The 13996-nt window shown below is 56.7% G+C and carries 15 protein-coding genes; 6 read left to right on the top strand and 9 right to left on the bottom strand.

Going from position 1 to position 13996, the window contains the following annotated elements; all coding sequences use genetic code 11:
- Nucleotides 1-193: 193 nt before the first annotated feature.
- Nucleotides 194-964 (top strand): LmeA family phospholipid-binding protein, encoded by a 771-nt coding sequence (locus tag GKIL_RS06210; protein ID WP_051382697.1) that lies wholly within the window; start codon nucleotides 194-196, stop codon nucleotides 962-964.
- 8 nt (nucleotides 965-972) lie between these two features.
- On the opposite strand, the gene GKIL_RS06205 is transcribed toward GKIL_RS06210, so the two are convergent.
- Nucleotides 973-1944 (bottom strand): FG-GAP repeat protein, encoded by a 972-nt coding sequence (locus tag GKIL_RS06205; protein WP_144080333.1) that lies wholly within the window; start codon nucleotides 1942-1944, stop codon nucleotides 973-975.
- A 417-nt stretch (nucleotides 1945-2361) separates the two neighbouring features.
- Here GKIL_RS06205 and dnaN point away from each other — a divergent pair, with 417 nt between their 5' ends.
- The 5 genes from dnaN to GKIL_RS06185 all read left to right on the top strand — a co-directional run bounded on the left by dnaN (nucleotide 2362) and on the right by GKIL_RS06185 (nucleotide 5020).
- Nucleotides 2362-3477, top strand: a complete 1116-nt coding sequence (gene dnaN, locus GKIL_RS06200; protein ID WP_023172608.1) for a DNA polymerase III subunit beta — start codon at nucleotides 2362-2364, stop codon at nucleotides 3475-3477.
- 110 nt (nucleotides 3478-3587) lie between these two features.
- Nucleotides 3588-4004: a hypothetical protein gene (locus tag GKIL_RS06195; RefSeq protein WP_023172606.1), complete on the top strand. Its 417-nt coding sequence runs from the start codon at nucleotides 3588-3590 to the stop codon at nucleotides 4002-4004.
- A gap of 151 nt (nucleotides 4005-4155) precedes the next feature.
- Nucleotides 4156-4416: an AbrB/MazE/SpoVT family DNA-binding domain-containing protein gene (locus tag GKIL_RS25855; protein WP_023172605.1), complete on the top strand. Its 261-nt coding sequence runs from the start codon at nucleotides 4156-4158 to the stop codon at nucleotides 4414-4416.
- A 50-nt stretch (nucleotides 4417-4466) separates the two neighbouring features.
- Complete coding sequence (locus GKIL_RS06190) at nucleotides 4467-4730, top strand: type II toxin-antitoxin system PemK/MazF family toxin (RefSeq protein ID WP_023172604.1); 264 nt, start codon at nucleotides 4467-4469, stop codon at nucleotides 4728-4730.
- A 56-nt stretch (nucleotides 4731-4786) separates the two neighbouring features.
- The gene (locus GKIL_RS06185; protein WP_023172603.1) at nucleotides 4787-5020 is read left to right on the top strand and encodes an antitoxin; all 234 of its coding nucleotides are present in this window, start codon (nucleotides 4787-4789) and stop codon (nucleotides 5018-5020) included.
- 253 nt (nucleotides 5021-5273) lie between these two features.
- Here the strand turns inward: GKIL_RS06185 and GKIL_RS23395 are convergent, their stop codons facing one another.
- The 8 genes from GKIL_RS23395 to GKIL_RS06150 all read right to left on the bottom strand — a co-directional run bounded on the left by GKIL_RS23395 (nucleotide 5274) and on the right by GKIL_RS06150 (nucleotide 13982).
- On the bottom strand, nucleotides 5274-5735 hold the full coding sequence (locus GKIL_RS23395) for a group I intron-associated PD-(D/E)XK endonuclease (protein ID WP_023172601.1): 462 nt from the start codon (nucleotides 5733-5735) through the stop codon (nucleotides 5274-5276).
- A 40-nt stretch (nucleotides 5736-5775) separates the two neighbouring features.
- Nucleotides 5776-7227, bottom strand: coding sequence for an ATP-dependent nuclease (locus GKIL_RS23390; protein WP_023172600.1), 1452 nt, complete (start codon nucleotides 7225-7227; stop codon nucleotides 5776-5778).
- A gap of 407 nt (nucleotides 7228-7634) precedes the next feature.
- The gene (gene rsmI, locus GKIL_RS06175) at nucleotides 7635-8525 is read right to left on the bottom strand and encodes a 16S rRNA (cytidine(1402)-2'-O)-methyltransferase (protein WP_023172599.1); all 891 of its coding nucleotides are present in this window, start codon (nucleotides 8523-8525) and stop codon (nucleotides 7635-7637) included.
- Nucleotides 8526-9167, bottom strand: a complete 642-nt coding sequence (locus GKIL_RS06170) for a LabA-like NYN domain-containing protein (protein WP_023172598.1) — start codon at nucleotides 9165-9167, stop codon at nucleotides 8526-8528. It abuts the gene before it with no gap.
- Nucleotides 9168-9198: 31 nt separating this feature from the next.
- On the bottom strand, nucleotides 9199-10749 hold the full coding sequence (gene metG / locus GKIL_RS06165; RefSeq protein ID WP_023172597.1) for a methionine--tRNA ligase: 1551 nt from the start codon (nucleotides 10747-10749) through the stop codon (nucleotides 9199-9201).
- 122 nt (nucleotides 10750-10871) lie between these two features.
- Nucleotides 10872-11849 carry a GTP 3',8-cyclase MoaA gene (gene moaA, locus GKIL_RS06160; protein ID WP_023172596.1) on the bottom strand — a complete coding sequence of 326 codons (978 nt, stop codon included), beginning with the start codon at nucleotides 11847-11849 and terminating at the stop codon, nucleotides 10872-10874.
- Nucleotides 11850-12152, bottom strand: coding sequence for a hypothetical protein (locus GKIL_RS06155; protein ID WP_023172595.1), 303 nt, complete (start codon nucleotides 12150-12152; stop codon nucleotides 11850-11852).
- A 9-nt stretch (nucleotides 12153-12161) separates the two neighbouring features.
- Entirely contained in the window at nucleotides 12162-13982 is a 1821-nt protein-coding gene (locus GKIL_RS06150) for a hypothetical protein (RefSeq protein ID WP_023172594.1), read from the bottom strand.
- Nucleotides 13983-13996 lie beyond the last annotated feature (14 nt).

Here is a 13996-nt window from a genome sequence, read left to right as displayed (position 1 = left end):
GCTAGAACGCTAGAACACACCTTTCCAGCCTTACATGATGCTACACCAAACCCCGGCCCCTGACGCAGAATTTCTTGAAGTTTCTTGGGAAGACCCGTGCGGTTCAGCCTGGGACGGTTTTGAACTTGTAATGTTTTGTAATAGGATGCGGATGGGGAGGATCATTTTTCTTCTCCCCATCGCGCTGAGAACCATGATGCTCCCATTTCCATTTCCGGTCGCTGGTGGTCGCGCCGACGCGGGTGAGCAGCTTGTCAGCTCCGCAGTCTCGACGGCGATCCGCGCCCTGTTGAGCCGGGTGGAAGATTTACAGGTTTCGGTTCACTGTCAGCCGGTCTCCAAGCTCTTGCAGGGGGCGCTCGACGGCTTCAGCCTGCGCGGACGGGGACTGGTGATCAAAAACAGTTTCCGCGCCGAGATTTTGCGCGTCGATACCGATGCGATCGCCATCGACCTCGGAGCCATCCTCGGGGGCAGGGTGCGCCTGCTCAGGCCAACGGTGGCAGTCACCTCGGTCGTGCTCCGCGAGGAGGACATCAACGCCGCCTTCGAGGCACCGCTGGTCGTCTCCAAGATGCGCGGCATCGCGGTCGAGGGCGGCGGGCAGACCCTCGCCTTCGAGAAAACCCGCATCCAGTTGGGCGAGGACAACCGCGTTCACTTCGAGACCGATATTCTGCTGGAACAGTCGGGCGAACGCCTGCACACCGGCCTGCAGGCCCGCCTCACTGTCGAGGAGCAGCGCCGCATCGTCCTTGCCGACGTGCTCTTCGAGGACGACGATCCCCGCTCGCGGGAGTGGGCAGCGCTTTTTGTCGCCCACTTCAACCGGCTCATGGACATCGACAAGTTCAACCTCGACGGCGCAACGCTGCGCATCCAGCGGCTCTATACCCGCAACCGCCAGCTCACCTTCGAGGGCCGGGCCAACATCAACCACTTTCCAGGCACAAAAGGCAGGTAGAGCCTCCTTCAGGGCGACGCAGAAGGCTGCTCTTCTTCTGCCGGTGCCGGCAGATCGTTGCTGTAGTTGCCTTCGCGGCCAGTGTAGCGCGACTGCCAGCGACCGTCGTAGCGGCTGTAGACGCCGTAATTCCAGCGGTCGTAGCGCGTCTCGCGCACCAGTACATCGTCGTAGCCGTCGCCGTTGAGGTCCGCGACGATGAGCGGCCCATAGGTGGTCGTGTTCTCGGGATTGCCGAGGCCGAGCAGGGTCAACTGGGGCTGCCAGGTGGTCTGGCCTTTTTCGTTTACCTGCTCCGCCACCAGAAGCAGGCTCGTCAGCCGCTTGAAGGTCGCTCCACCCTGCTTGAGCGTGGAGGTGTAGCGATAAAGGGCGACCACCGCATCCGGCTTGCCCGGCACGATCGCCGAGGATACCCAGACTCTTGGCACCTTTTTGGTCTGCTCCTCGGCGATCCCCTGCTTGACGAGCGCGGCGCGGGCCAGATCATCGACGATCGCGAGCACTTCCTCCGCGACGGGCTTGTGTTCTTTGAGCTTGAGCGGCTGGTCAGTGGCAATCGTCAGATCGAGATCCGAAAGCGGCAGCAATTTTTGCTCGCTTTTAAGTGGAGCCTCGATCGTGCCGTAGAGCGAGGGCAGCTTGTCAGGGGCTACCGCCGTCCCACTGCCCACCTGCTCCCCCTTGCGCCAGAGCAAGTACGGCTTGCCGTTCAAAAAATTTTTGCTGAAAAACTGGTACTCGGTCTCGGAGGGGGTCGCCGGGTTGCGAAACTGCTCGCCCCGGATCTGGGCGACGAACTCGATGGCCGGATAAGGGGCGAGGTTGCCGTTGCTATCGACCGCAGAGCGCTCCTGCAGGGCAAAGATAATCCCCGGTGCTGCCCAAAGGGGTCCAGCCGCGACAAGCCAGATTAAACCACCCAGCCACCACCAGTCCACCTTCGTCGATCGCACCCACCGCTCCAATCGCGTCCGCATTCTTGACAGAACTGCCCTGCTCCCCGGTTCCAGGCAGTCCCAAGCGTACCACCTCTCGAAGCGGACCGACCTGTGGAACAGTCTGTGGAAAACTGGGGAAAGTCGGTGGAAAAACCGTCAAGTTATCCACTAAGTATTTATACCCTGTGGAAAGCTTTTGATTTTTCCACAGGGTATTCCACAAGCGGTTAAGGCGGGGATCGCTCACTGGGGGCGCGTTTTCAGGAGGTTTTCCACATTTCCCCAGCCCCTACTACTACTAGATCTATATTTTTAAAAAAGAAGAGTAATAGAGCAACTGGGGAAAACACAGCTACAGGTGGACTCAAACAGAAAAATTTTGGTCCAGCGACGCTAGATCTAGATCTTCCGGCAGCCGATGCTATACTCTCGGAAAACCGGCTGAGGCGGCTCGCCATGCAGATCTTTTGTCCACAACCGATCTTGAATCAGAATTTGAATCTGGTGAGCCGGGCTGTACCGTCGCGGCCAACCCATCCAATTCTGGCGAACATTCTGCTGGAAGCCGACAGCGAGGCCGGGACAGTCACCCTCACTGGTTTTGACCTCGACCTGGGTATCGAGACGCGCTTTGAGGCGTCAGTAGAGGGCAGCGGGCGGACGACCCTCCCGGCGCGGGTGCTCACCGACATCGTCTCGCGCCTTCCCAACGAAGATCTGGCCATCGCCGTAAGCGACGACAACGCGATCAGCCTCGAGTGCGGCAGCAGCCAGTACCAGGTGCAGGGCGCGGCTGCCGAAGAATTTCCAAAATTGCCCCAGCTGGCGGCCACCAGCGCCCACACGCTGCCGGTGAGCGCCTTTTTAGCCGGTATCCAGCGCAGTCTGTTTGCCGCCTCCACCGACGAGACCAAGCAGATTCTCAACGGCGTCTCGATTAAAGCGGTCCAGGACGGCATGGAGTTTGTCGCCACCGACGCCCACCGGCTGTCTTTTTTCCGCACCGATGCGACGGGCAAGCAGGCGATTGCCGCTGTTCTACCGGTGCGCTCCGTGCGCGAACTCGAAAAACTGCTGGCAAACCAGACCAGCGAAGCGGTGGAGGTGCGCTTCGACGAAAAGCAGATGATCTTCCAGTTTCCCAACCAGACCCTCACCACCCGGCTCTTATCTGGCCGCTACCCCGACTACCAGCAACTGTTGCCCAAACAGTTCAAATACACCGCCGACATGGAGCGCAAGCGGCTGATTGGTTGCCTTGAGCGCATCGCGGTGCTGGCCGATCAAAAAAACCACATCGTCAAGCTCGATTTCAGTGCCCAACAGGGTTCTCTCACCGTCTCCGTCGAAGCTCCCGACGTGGGCCGGGGCCGCGAGAATGTCGCCGTGCAGTACGTCGGTCAGGACTTCTCGGTGGCCTTCAACGTTCGCTACCTGCTCGAAGGTCTCAAGGCGATGGACGCTACGGACGTGTCCTTTTGCCTGAATGGCCCCAGCGACCCGGCGGTGCTCAAACCGGTCGGAGACGCCGATTACCAGTATCTGATCATGCCTGTGAGTATCCGAGGTTAATAAACCGCACCCTGCTTTCTCATTCTCTGCGCCCGTCTCTCCCAGGGAGGATGAATGCTTCCTGGTAGATATGTCAGTTTTTTACTAGATGGAAAGCAGGCAGGCAGGTCATGGAACCAGAAAATACAAACATCAGTGCAGCTTCTTCCGATTTCGTCGATCAAGCCTACGAAGAAGCCCAGAAGCTCCAGCAACCGGCAGAACAGCCACAGACCGGCGAGACCCAGGGCGGTCTGACCGAAGCGGGTGAATTTGTCGAAAAAGTCGTCGCCAACCAGCAAGATCAGCCTGCAGACACAGGCAGGGGCCAGACAAGCGACCTCGATCCGAATATCGAGAAACTAGAAGATCCCGACGACTTGCCGGCCCCCACCGAGCGCTTTGGCCTGCTCGACAAAGAAACCGGTACCGAAGCCCTCGCCGAGGACGAAGAAGAGATCACCAAGTCTGCCCGCTCCGTGGGCGAGAGCCAATTTACTGAAGAACCGGCTCCGACCGGCGAAGAACGGGTTTCAGCGGACGAATAACCGAGCAATCAGCAATACGCAAAAAGCACTGGGACAACTTGCTTCCCGGTGCTTTTTCTCGCCCGTAGGTTTCAGCTGGGGTTGTTTAATCGCCAGCAATGCTCAAGTGTGATTACAATGTAGTTACAGTGGTACAGTAATTTGGAGTGCGATGAGAGTAGAGATTGTACGAATTGGCAATTCCCGAGGTGTTCGTCTACCCAAAGTGCTTCTAGAGCAGTACGGCTTTAAGGAAGCTGCTGAGTTGTCAGTCGAGAATGGACGGCTTGTATTGTCGCCGGTAGCTCGGTCACGTGCAGGCTGGCACGAGCAATTTGCCCAGGCTAGTAGTGCTGAACTAGAAGCTGACCTGGCCGAGATTCTGCCCGATGCAGTCAGTGCTGAGTGGGATGCGGCAGAGTGGCAGTGGTAAATCGTTTTGACATCTACCTTGTTGCCCTTGATCCAACGCGAGGTTCTGAGATGCAAAAAACGCGCCCCTGCGTCGTCATTTCTCCCAACGAACTGCATCAGAATCTACGCACCGCAATCATCGCGCCGATGACAACAGCTTTGCGCTCCTACCCGACCCGAATTGACCTCACCTTTGACGGGAAGGATGGGCAGATCGCCCTCGATCAAATTCGAGCAGTCGATAAGTCTCGCTTGCTCAAGCACCTTGGCTCCCTTGAAGAGGAGACAGCTCGACAGATCTGCGACTTGTTGGTGAAGATGTTTGAGTATTGAGGGTCAGAAATAGTCTATTTGATATAGGTTAAGACGTATTCTGCAACGAGACTACCGTGTTTCCTGAACGTCGCGTCAAGCTTTTCAAGAACGGACGGAATCAGGTCGTGCGAATTCCCCCCGAATTCGAGCCTCCAGGCGAGGATGCAATCATGCGCAAGGAAGGCGAGCGGCTGATTATCGAACCGACGTTACCCAAATCATTGCTGGCCCTGCTGGTAACCCTGGCTCCGATCGACGAAGAGTTTCCGCCAAGCCTCGATCCACATCCAGAACCCGTCGAGCTTTGATGCGCTACCTGCTCGACATCAACATTGTCTTTGACCTCCAGATTTGAAAGCAGATTTGGAGGAAAATTTGTCCGATGCAGCCAACGCCGAATGGGACATAGCAGAGTGGCACTGGTAAAGCTGGTAAAGCGCTATAAAAACCGGAGTTTTCGTAATACACATACAAAAATGCCGGAAAGTAAACCTCTCCGGCATCTTGCTTATCTGGTCGCGGGGACTGGATTTGAACCAGTGACCTTCGATCCATGAATTTTTAAGAAAGACCAGCATCTTTGCATGGCTCTGTTTGAGCTTTCTGAAGAATCAGATGCCAGGCATCTCGGTACGTAGCAGAGAGAGGCTTCCGCTGACGTTTGTCAGCTTCTACAAGATGAATTTCGCTTCCATAATCAATAAAGATATGCACCGGGAAAACGTAGAACAGATCAATTGGTTGTATATATGCAAGGGCAAAATCAAAATCTGAGACTCGGTAGGCTTCTCGTAGCATTACGCGTCGGTTTGTCTTCGTACGACGGTTATCAACAACGTAATTACCGGAGGATAGATCTAGCCATGCACACTTGACTTGAATTTTGAACAAAGTTCCTGAAACATCGAAGACTAGATCGTAAGGCAATCTATCTCCAATTGGTCTGAGGACTCCAAGTTCGTGATTCAGAGCTTGAAGAATTGCGGCCTGTTCAGCAACATCCCCTCTTAGTTTGGTATCCATATTGCACTTTCACAATGATACTAACATAGTGATTCCTGCTTCAACTATCTAAAGATTCTTGAATGCCATGAACGAGGACATTCTTATCTTCGGTTTTCAAGCAAGACTGACACCATTGATTAGCCATAATTTCCCAGACACTAATAGAACTCTTGTGAACCCTATCGCCTATCATTGTTGTCCATTTATGAGGCTGAGGTTCTAGCATTACCTCCTCAATTTGCGTAAGTAATGTTCCAGCTCCAATTCCTAGTCTAGATGGAAGACACGGCCAGCCTTTACTCTTTAAATCGCTAAAAACAACTCTTTCAGGTGAATCAGAACCTGGTAGAGACATACAGTTTGGATTAGTTTGATCTCCATCTAAAACTGCTACAGACTTATACGGTAAGCGATTACTCTCGGATAAATCACCCATAATTGATACAACATTGGCCGGACCAACTGGTACAAAAGCCAAACGGTTAAGCAGTTCGATACCCTGAGGGTCACTTGCAAGTATCTCTCGAAGTAAAATTTGAGCCTCTCTATCTTCAACAAAAACAAGCATTTCTGGATGTACATTTTCATCAAGATGGCTGAGGGCAAACTCTGCAGAAGCACCATATACAATATTTGTACTTTCTCTTCCTGGTAAAAGCAATATTCTGGCTTCTACTGGAAGTTCTTGTAAAACATATGGGCTATGGGTAGACATAATTATCTGAACACGCTTCTGCCTACTGAGTTTCAATAGAAAACGCACCAACCTACGTTGGGCCTTTGGATGCAACGACGCTTCTACTTCATCAATTAGCAAAAGTGAAGTGTCTGGTATTGCTTGTAAACTACTCATAAGATCCAAAGTTGCGTCTTCCCCGGCCCCCTGGTGAAATTGTGAGATTTCACCAAAATCCCTTTCTAATAATCCTATTTCACGTCTGTGATCTACGTCGGAGGTGACGAAGCGCGCCTGTATATAATTTCGTCCAAGGATAAACGAAAGTTGATCTTTACCATCTTGAGTTAACACTTTACTCGAAATCTCATTTACTGCTAACCTCGCTATCTTCGCATAACCTGCAGAGGCATCTAGCGGCAAAGTCCGCGAAATGTCATAAAATAAAATATTACGCCTCGCTCTTTCCTTTGGTACAATCCATCTCTTTGTGGGTTTTCTAATTTCATACAAACTGGTACTGGTTCCCTGTCTAATTGAATAGCTTAACCTGACACCGGATATCCTATCCCAATGCGTGTTAATAAAGAAATCCGATGGAAAGAGTGGCTTGCCTCTCTCCACTTCATATGCACAGGCAGCTGCTTTAAGAAAAGTACTTTTTCCTGTGCCGTTTTCTCCAACGACTGCACAAACAGGAAAATTAAATTTCACCGTCTGTCCTGACCAACCTCTAAGACCAGAGATTGACACAGATTCTAGAAATTTGGGCCATTTTCCAGAAGCGTGCTGTTCTCGAATTTTACTAATTTCTTGATCTTGCTCTGCGGGCATAAATTTTCTGAAAAACAATCATGAGTGTACACAAAAATTGCCGAAGTCAAAAGACCTCGGCAATTTGCCTCTTAAGTTGCGGGGACTGGATTTGAACCAGTGACCTTCGGGTTATGCGTACCACTACAGCTTCCGCTGCCTGCTTGCGCAGTTTGGGGTCTGGACTGTCCCTTCACCCTCGACTGGGTACGTTAGGGTGCCTGCCATCCAGTCTCTACACCTTCTCCATTTCTGGAGCTTGGCTCGGGATTACCCCGCCTGAGGCTTCCCCGACTTTGGCAGGTGGTCCCATAAGAGTTTCTTCTTATGGAGCCCATTGCAGGAACCGAGTTTGGTGTGGCTGGCGCTTGGCGTGGCGCTTTGCCCCCTGGACCTGCTGTTCGAGCCCGACGAGCTACCAGACTGCTCTACCCCGCGTCGAACTTGTTCATGCTAGCAGAACCCGGTGCCGATCCGCCAGCCGTCGTGTCGAGGTCTAAAGAGAGGGCATAGAGTTGCTTGCGCGGCAGACCGAGCTTCTGGGCCAACTGGCGGCTGGCTTCGGAGCGGCTGAGACCGGTGGCGATGAGGCTACTTAAGGCGGCGCGCAACTCATCCTCGCCGGGCAGAGCGGCAGCCTCGTGAGGGGCGGCAGCGAGGATCAAGGTGAATTCACCGCGCGGCGGCTGGGCCTCGAAAGCGCGCCGTGCCTGCTCAAGGGTGCCGCGCCAGACCTGCTCGTGGATCTTGGTCAGCTCCCGACAGAGCACAAGTGGGCGATCGGACCCGCAGTGCTCGGCCAGGTCCGCCAGGGTGCGCAGCAGGCGGTGCGGTGCCTCGAAAAAGACGACGGCGCGCTCTTCGCGGGCAAGCTTTTGCAGGCGGTCGCGCCGCTCGCGGCCAGTAGTGGGCAAAAATCCTTCGAAGACAAAGCGCGCAGTGCCTGTACCGGCGAGGGCCAATGCGGCGGTGAGGGCACTCGGTCCGGGAACGGCAACGATCGGTACCTGGACTCTGACACAGGCATCCACCAGTTCTGCTCCCGGATCGCTTAGAGCAGGTGTACCGGCGTCGGTGATCAAAGCGACGTTCTGGCCTGCCTCTAAGGCGGTTAGAAGTGACTGGAGGCGTTCCTGGCTGCTGTGGGCATGGAAGCTCACCAGGGGCCTGTGGATGTCGAGGTGCGAAAGAAGCTTGCGGGAGTGGCGCGTGTCCTCGCAGGCGATCTGATCGCATTCTCGAAGGACACGGATTGCCCGCAGGGTGATGTCCTCAAGGTTGCCAATCGGGGTGGCAACCAGATAGAGGATGCCTGTCACCTAGCGCACTTCTTCCTCGGCAATGTTGAGGTAGCCGTTGCTGCCAGTGCCGTTGAAGCCGTTGTTGTGGTTGGCGGAGAGGGGCCGGTAGGTGTAGCCGTTCTGGCGCGGAGCCTTCTGGATGTCCTCTTTGATCTGATCGAGGTCGATGTAGCGGTCGGCGACGTTGATGAGATAGTCGCTGGTCATCGAGCGCAGCGAGACCACCTCGACGCGCACGCCCTTGTAGGAGGCGGCATTGACCGCGTAGGCCAGATCGCCGTCGCCGGAGACGAGAATAGCTGTGTCGTAGGAGCCGGCCAGCGAGAGCATATCGACGGCAATCTCGACATCGAGGTTGGCTTTTTTGGAGCCGTCGGGCAACTGCACGAGGTCTTTGGTAATGACGCGGTAGCCGTTGCGCCGCATCCACAACAAAAAGCCCTGCTGCTTTTCGTTGGCGCGATCGACGCCGGTGTAGAAAAAGGAGCGCAACAGGCGCGAACCGTTGGTGAGTCGGTTCAGTAGCTTGGTGTAATCGATCTCGATGCCCAGCTGTAGTGCAGCATAAAACAGGTTGGAGCCGTCAATAAAGATGGCGACTCGTCCCCGGTTACTGATGAGATCGCGGGAAAAAAGTCCTTCGGCATCTGAAGTAGTCATACAGTAATCACCCTTTCGAGATAAGTGAACCCTAATCGAGGCGTGCAAAGAGCGGCGCACCGGGGCGCAGCGGCTGGTCTGGGGGCAACCCTCCCCACTGGGCAGCTTCCCAGGTGAGGTTCTCCCACACCCGGTCAGCAAAACCCAGCTGTCGATAAATCTCGGCAGCAAGGGCGGGAATCAAGGGCGAAAGCAGCACCGCTGCAATCCGCACCGATTCAAGCACAGCGTAGAGTACCTGTTCAACTTGGGCCTGTTCGCCTTTTTTGAAGAGCGCCCAGGGAGCCTGGGTATCAAGGTACTTGTTGCCGGAGCGAACCAGATACAAAACTGCCGCCGCTGCTTCGGAGAAGCGCAGAGACTCCCAGTGCTCCGCACAGAGGGCCGGCAAACCCGCAGCCTGCTCGCGCAGCGGATCGCTCGGCTCGATCACCACGGAAGGGACCACACCGCCGCAGTACCTGGCGACCATGTTAACAGTTCGATTGAGCAGGTTTCCCAGGTCGTTGGCCAGATCAGCGTTGAGAATCGCTCGGAACCGCTCTTCGCTAAAGTCGTTGTCGCGGCCAAATTCGATCTCTTTGAGGAAGTAGTAGCGCACGGCGTCGGTGCCGTACTGGCGGGCGAGCGCATCGGGATCGATGACGTTACCTGCCGCCTTGCCCATCTTTTTGCCATCGCGGGTTAAAAAGCCGTGGCCAAAGATGCAGCCGGGTAAGGGCAATTCGGCTGACATCAGCATCGCCGGCCAGTAGATCGCATGAAAGCGCAGGATATCTTTGCCGACGATATGCAGGTCGATGGGCCACCAGCGCGCCAGAGCGTTTTCGAGGGTCGGCTCGTCGTCCGGTTCGAGCAGAGCTGTGATGTAGCCGATGAGCGCGTCGAACCAGACGTAGATCGTCTGGCTGGGATCGACCGGTAGGGGCAGGCCCCATTCGACGTTGGCCCGCGAGATCGAGAAGTCTTCGAGACCCTGGGCGACGAAGTTGCGCACCTCGTGGGAACGAAAATCGGGCTGGATGAAGTAAGGATGCTCGTCGTAGTAACGCTCGAGCCGCTCCTGGTAGCGCGAAAGGGCAAAGATATAGTTTTCTTCGTCCTGCTCGCGCACCGGCTTGCTATGAATCTTGCAAAAACTCTGGCCCGTCTTTTCGTCGGTATAAAGATCGTCCGGGCGCTTGAATTCTTCGCAATCGACGCAATAAAGCCCCGAGTAGCGCCCCTTGTAGATATCACCCGCCTGCCAGCAGCGCTCGAAAAATTCGCGCACGATGGGCTTGTGGCGCGGGTCGGTGGTGCGGATAAAGCGATCGTAATGAATCGAGAGCAACTGCCACAGCTGCTCGAACCCACTGGCAATCTCGTCGCTGTGGGCCTTGGGACTCAGACCCCGCTCAAGTGCCCGGCGCTCGATCTTGAGGCCGTGCTCGTCGGTGCCGGTGACAAAGCGGACGGGTACGCCGCGCAGGCGATAGTAGCGGGCCACCGCGTCCGCCGCCATTGTCGGGTAGGCACTCCCGATGTGGGGTAGAGCGTTGACATAGTACAGCGGGGTCGTAAGTGCAAAACCCTTGGTCATCGACTTGCTGAACCTTAACGACAGGAACGTGTATCCTGAATCGCCAGGAATTGTTATGGAGTATAACAAATCATACACGATTGCTCCCCTGTCCAGGGACGTGTAATCCGACGATCGCTGTCCTATCCACCAATCTGGGACATCGTTCGGCCATAGCGTCCCGTCGTGCCCCGATCCCGTTCGCGGAAGTTGATCTCGGGTTTGCGATCTAGTACATACTTGACTTGATCGCGAAGTTGAGCAGCGCTCGTCCCCGTCCGTAAGCTTGTCTTTAGATCGATCTGATCGCTCTCGTTGAGCAGGCAGGGCCGCAGGTAGCCGTCCGCCGAGAGGCGCAGGCGGTTGCAGCGATCGCAAAAGCACTCCGACATCTGAGAGATAAAGCCGAGGGTGCCCTTCGCCCCAGGGATGCGGAAGATATCGGCGGGGCCATTGCCCGGACAGGCGGCGGCTTCAAGACCAAAGCGCTCGCGGATGCGGGTTCTGAGGGTTTCGGAGTTGACCCAGCCCGATTGCTCGAAGTAGGCCGTGTTGCCGATGGGCATAAACTCGATAAAGCGCACATGCCAGTTGCGTTCGACGCTGAGGGCGGCCAGATCCGGTACTTCGGACTCGTTGATCCCCGGCAGAACGACGACGTTGAGCTTGAGCGGGTCGAAGCCCACCTGATGGGCGCTCTGGATGCCTTTCCAGACCTTGTGCCAGTGGCTTCGACCAGTGATCTGGCCAAAGATCTCAGGGTCGAGCGAATCGAGGGAGATGTTGATCCGCCGCAGCCCGGCTGTGTACAGGTCTGCCGCCAGTTCCTCAAGCAGATAGCCGTTGGTGGTCATCGACACGTCCGCCACACCAGGCAGGGCACACAGCGCGCGCACAAAGCCCACCGCTCCCCGCCTGATGAGCGGTTCACCGCCGGTGAGGCGGAAGCGATCGATCCCCAGGGGCACAAATACCTGTTCGATCAAAAAAAGCAGTTCTTCGTAGCTCAAGATCTCGGAGCGCTGCAGGTAAGCTATCTCGCCGTCGCCCGGCATACAGTAGCTGCAGCGAAAGTTGCAGCGATCGACCAGAGAGAGGCGCAGGTAGTTGATCGCGGGCATCTAGACTCTGGGGTGGCCCACTTCGGCCACGTAGTTGCGCAGGATCTCGGCTAAAAAGCCCTCGCCCACCGGTGAAATCGAACCCATGTGGGCGGGCCTTGGAGCGTCGTTGCGGGTTTTGAGCACGGCAAATTTTTCTCCGTCGTCAGCGGCTGCCACCCAGACGTGGCTGCCCAGCCCCGGATAGCTCACCAGCACGACGGTGTCGCCTGCTTGAGAGACGCGCAGCACCGGGTCCACTCGCCTCGCCACCTGCTCGACGCGGGCAGTAAACTCGGCAATACTAAACGGCTTGTCGCTCATCGCTGTCTCCTAACCGGCGAACGGATTTTTCTGTTTCCACTGATTATCGATGTTTTCGGCCATATGGACGATCTCCTGGCGGAAAAGCCCGTCGGCCTCCTCCTCCATCAAAGCTCCCCCGCCCTTGTCGTCGCGGTCGTCGGACTTAAACAGGGTCGCTTTATCTCCCGATCGTACCTTCTGGAGGTCCACGACGACAGCCACGGCCTGAGAACGCAGCTGGTTGGGCGTAAAACTCGGGATGGCGATCGGCACGAAGAAGCGCAGCAGCGTGTTGAGGATCGGATCGCCGCTGGTGTTGTAGCCGCGAGAGAACTGCACCTGGGTGACGACGATGTAGCGCAGGCCCATGCTGCGGCCAATCGTCTGCAACTTTTCGAGATCGTCGGTGTAGCGGTTGTCGCGGTTGAGCAGGTTGAGATCTTTGACCAGCGGCGCGAGCTGGGTGAACTCGGGATGGGGACCGAGTGGACCGTTGAGCAGCAAGACCCGGCGGGACTTGTCCTCGTTGCTGAGGCGTTCAACCAGGCTACGGGCGAGCAGGTCCGAGTACTGGGGCACGTCGGAGATAAAGCCGATGCCGTTGACTTTTTCGGCCTGGTTGCGCGGCGGCAGGCGGATGTCGTCGGTGACGACGTAGCCTTCCTGCGCCTGGACGCGGGCTGAGAATTGGGGATAGCCGGGCACCTGCACATCGACCAGATGCTTGCCCGCCGGAAGCTTAGAGATCAAAAACGAACCGTCCGGCAGGATCGGCACGCTGCGCCCCTCGACTTTTAAGATGCCTTTGGTGACTGGTTTGCCGGTGATGTCGGTGATTGTTCCGGCGACCGAACCCGGCGGCAGGGGTGCAAGCTCGGTGGCACCAAAAGACTCCGGGGTGATGCGCCGGAGCGCCTGGGTGCCCGCCTCCGCCACCACGAGCGAGCCGTCCTCCAATAGCGAGATGCCTGTCGGCGTGCGGCCCAGGGGCCGGGTCTGGACGATCCGGCCTGCCTCAAGATCGACTATCTGCAGCCGGTCACTGTCGCCGCTGGTGATGTAGGCGTAGCGGTTGTCCTTTGAGAGCGCCAGTCGGGTCGGACGCCAGTCGAGACCGATCGTCCGAAAACCTCGGGTGCTGTTGCCCAGAGGCACCAGGGTCAGATCGTTGCTGCCGGAATTGAGTACGACCGCCTGCTGGTGGGTCAGATCGAGGGCCATGTCCTCGGGGGTCGAGCCACTGCGCAGCCGGGCAATGAGTTCGCCGTTGTCGAGGTTGACGATCGCCAGACCGAGCACTTCGCTGCCGCCCAGGGTGACGAGCAGATTGCCGCTTGCCGGATCGATTGCCGCTGCCAGAGGAGCGGCGGGCATCGGAAAGATTCGCACCTGGCCCGTCTTGGGATTGATGACTGAGATGCGTTCAGCAGCAGGGTGGGTGACGACTATCCGGTTGCGCGCCGCATCGGCGGCGATGTCGAAGATGCCCGATTCGAGGTCGATAGGCGGGCGGGCTACTGCCTGCTTGTCGAGATCGACGAGGACCAGATTGCCGCTTGCCGGTCCCCCGATCGCGACCAGATTGGTCGTACCGATGCGCTTGACCACCAGCGGACGGATTCCCAGTTCGATCCGGCCTGTGATCTTGCGGCTTGTCAGATCGACGATCGCAAGCGACTGCTCGTCGAGCAAGCCCACCAGGGCGACCGGTCCCTGTCTGGCTGTGTAGACGTCAATTTTGTCGGCTCGGGCTCCCAGGGGAATCGTCGTCTCCGCTGCCCGCACGGCGGTACTGCTGATCAAAACCAGCAGGGCCGCCCCAATCGTCGTTGCACGTCTTGTCCCCATCTGCCGAACGCTGA

It is taken from the genome of Gloeobacter kilaueensis JS1 (assembly GCF_000484535.1).
Classification (GTDB): domain Bacteria; phylum Cyanobacteriota; class Cyanobacteriia; order Gloeobacterales; family Gloeobacteraceae; genus Gloeobacter; species Gloeobacter kilaueensis.
The sequence above is the reverse complement of the archived record's forward strand: the minus strand, read 5'-3'. Positions and strand labels throughout refer to the sequence as shown.

Coding starts and splice junctions, on each gene's coding strand:
- metG (WP_023172597.1), bottom strand. CDS start 10,749: ATGACCAAGGGTTTTGCACTTACGACCCCGCTGTACTATGTCAACGCT.
- GKIL_RS06205 (WP_144080333.1), bottom strand. CDS start 1,944: ATGCGGACGCGATTGGAGCGGTGGGTGCGATCGACGAAGGTGGACTGG.
- GKIL_RS23395 (WP_023172601.1), bottom strand. CDS start 5,735: ATGGATACCAAACTAAGAGGGGATGTTGCTGAACAGGCCGCAATTCTT.
- moaA (WP_023172596.1), bottom strand. CDS start 11,849: ATGCCCGCGATCAACTACCTGCGCCTCTCTCTGGTCGATCGCTGCAAC.
- GKIL_RS06150 (WP_023172594.1), bottom strand. CDS start 13,982: ATGGGGACAAGACGTGCAACGACGATTGGGGCGGCCCTGCTGGTTTTG.
- GKIL_RS06195 (WP_023172606.1), top strand. CDS start 3,588: ATGGAACCAGAAAATACAAACATCAGTGCAGCTTCTTCCGATTTCGTC.
- GKIL_RS23390 (WP_023172600.1), bottom strand. CDS start 7,227: ATGCCCGCAGAGCAAGATCAAGAAATTAGTAAAATTCGAGAACAGCAC.
- GKIL_RS06190 (WP_023172604.1), top strand. CDS start 4,467: ATGCAAAAAACGCGCCCCTGCGTCGTCATTTCTCCCAACGAACTGCAT.
- GKIL_RS25855 (WP_023172605.1), top strand. CDS start 4,156: ATGAGAGTAGAGATTGTACGAATTGGCAATTCCCGAGGTGTTCGTCTA.
- GKIL_RS06155 (WP_023172595.1), bottom strand. CDS start 12,152: ATGAGCGACAAGCCGTTTAGTATTGCCGAGTTTACTGCCCGCGTCGAG.
- GKIL_RS06170 (WP_023172598.1), bottom strand. CDS start 9,167: ATGACTACTTCAGATGCCGAAGGACTTTTTTCCCGCGATCTCATCAGT.
- dnaN (WP_023172608.1), top strand. CDS start 2,362: ATGCAGATCTTTTGTCCACAACCGATCTTGAATCAGAATTTGAATCTG.
- GKIL_RS06210 (WP_051382697.1), top strand. CDS start 194: ATGATGCTCCCATTTCCATTTCCGGTCGCTGGTGGTCGCGCCGACGCG.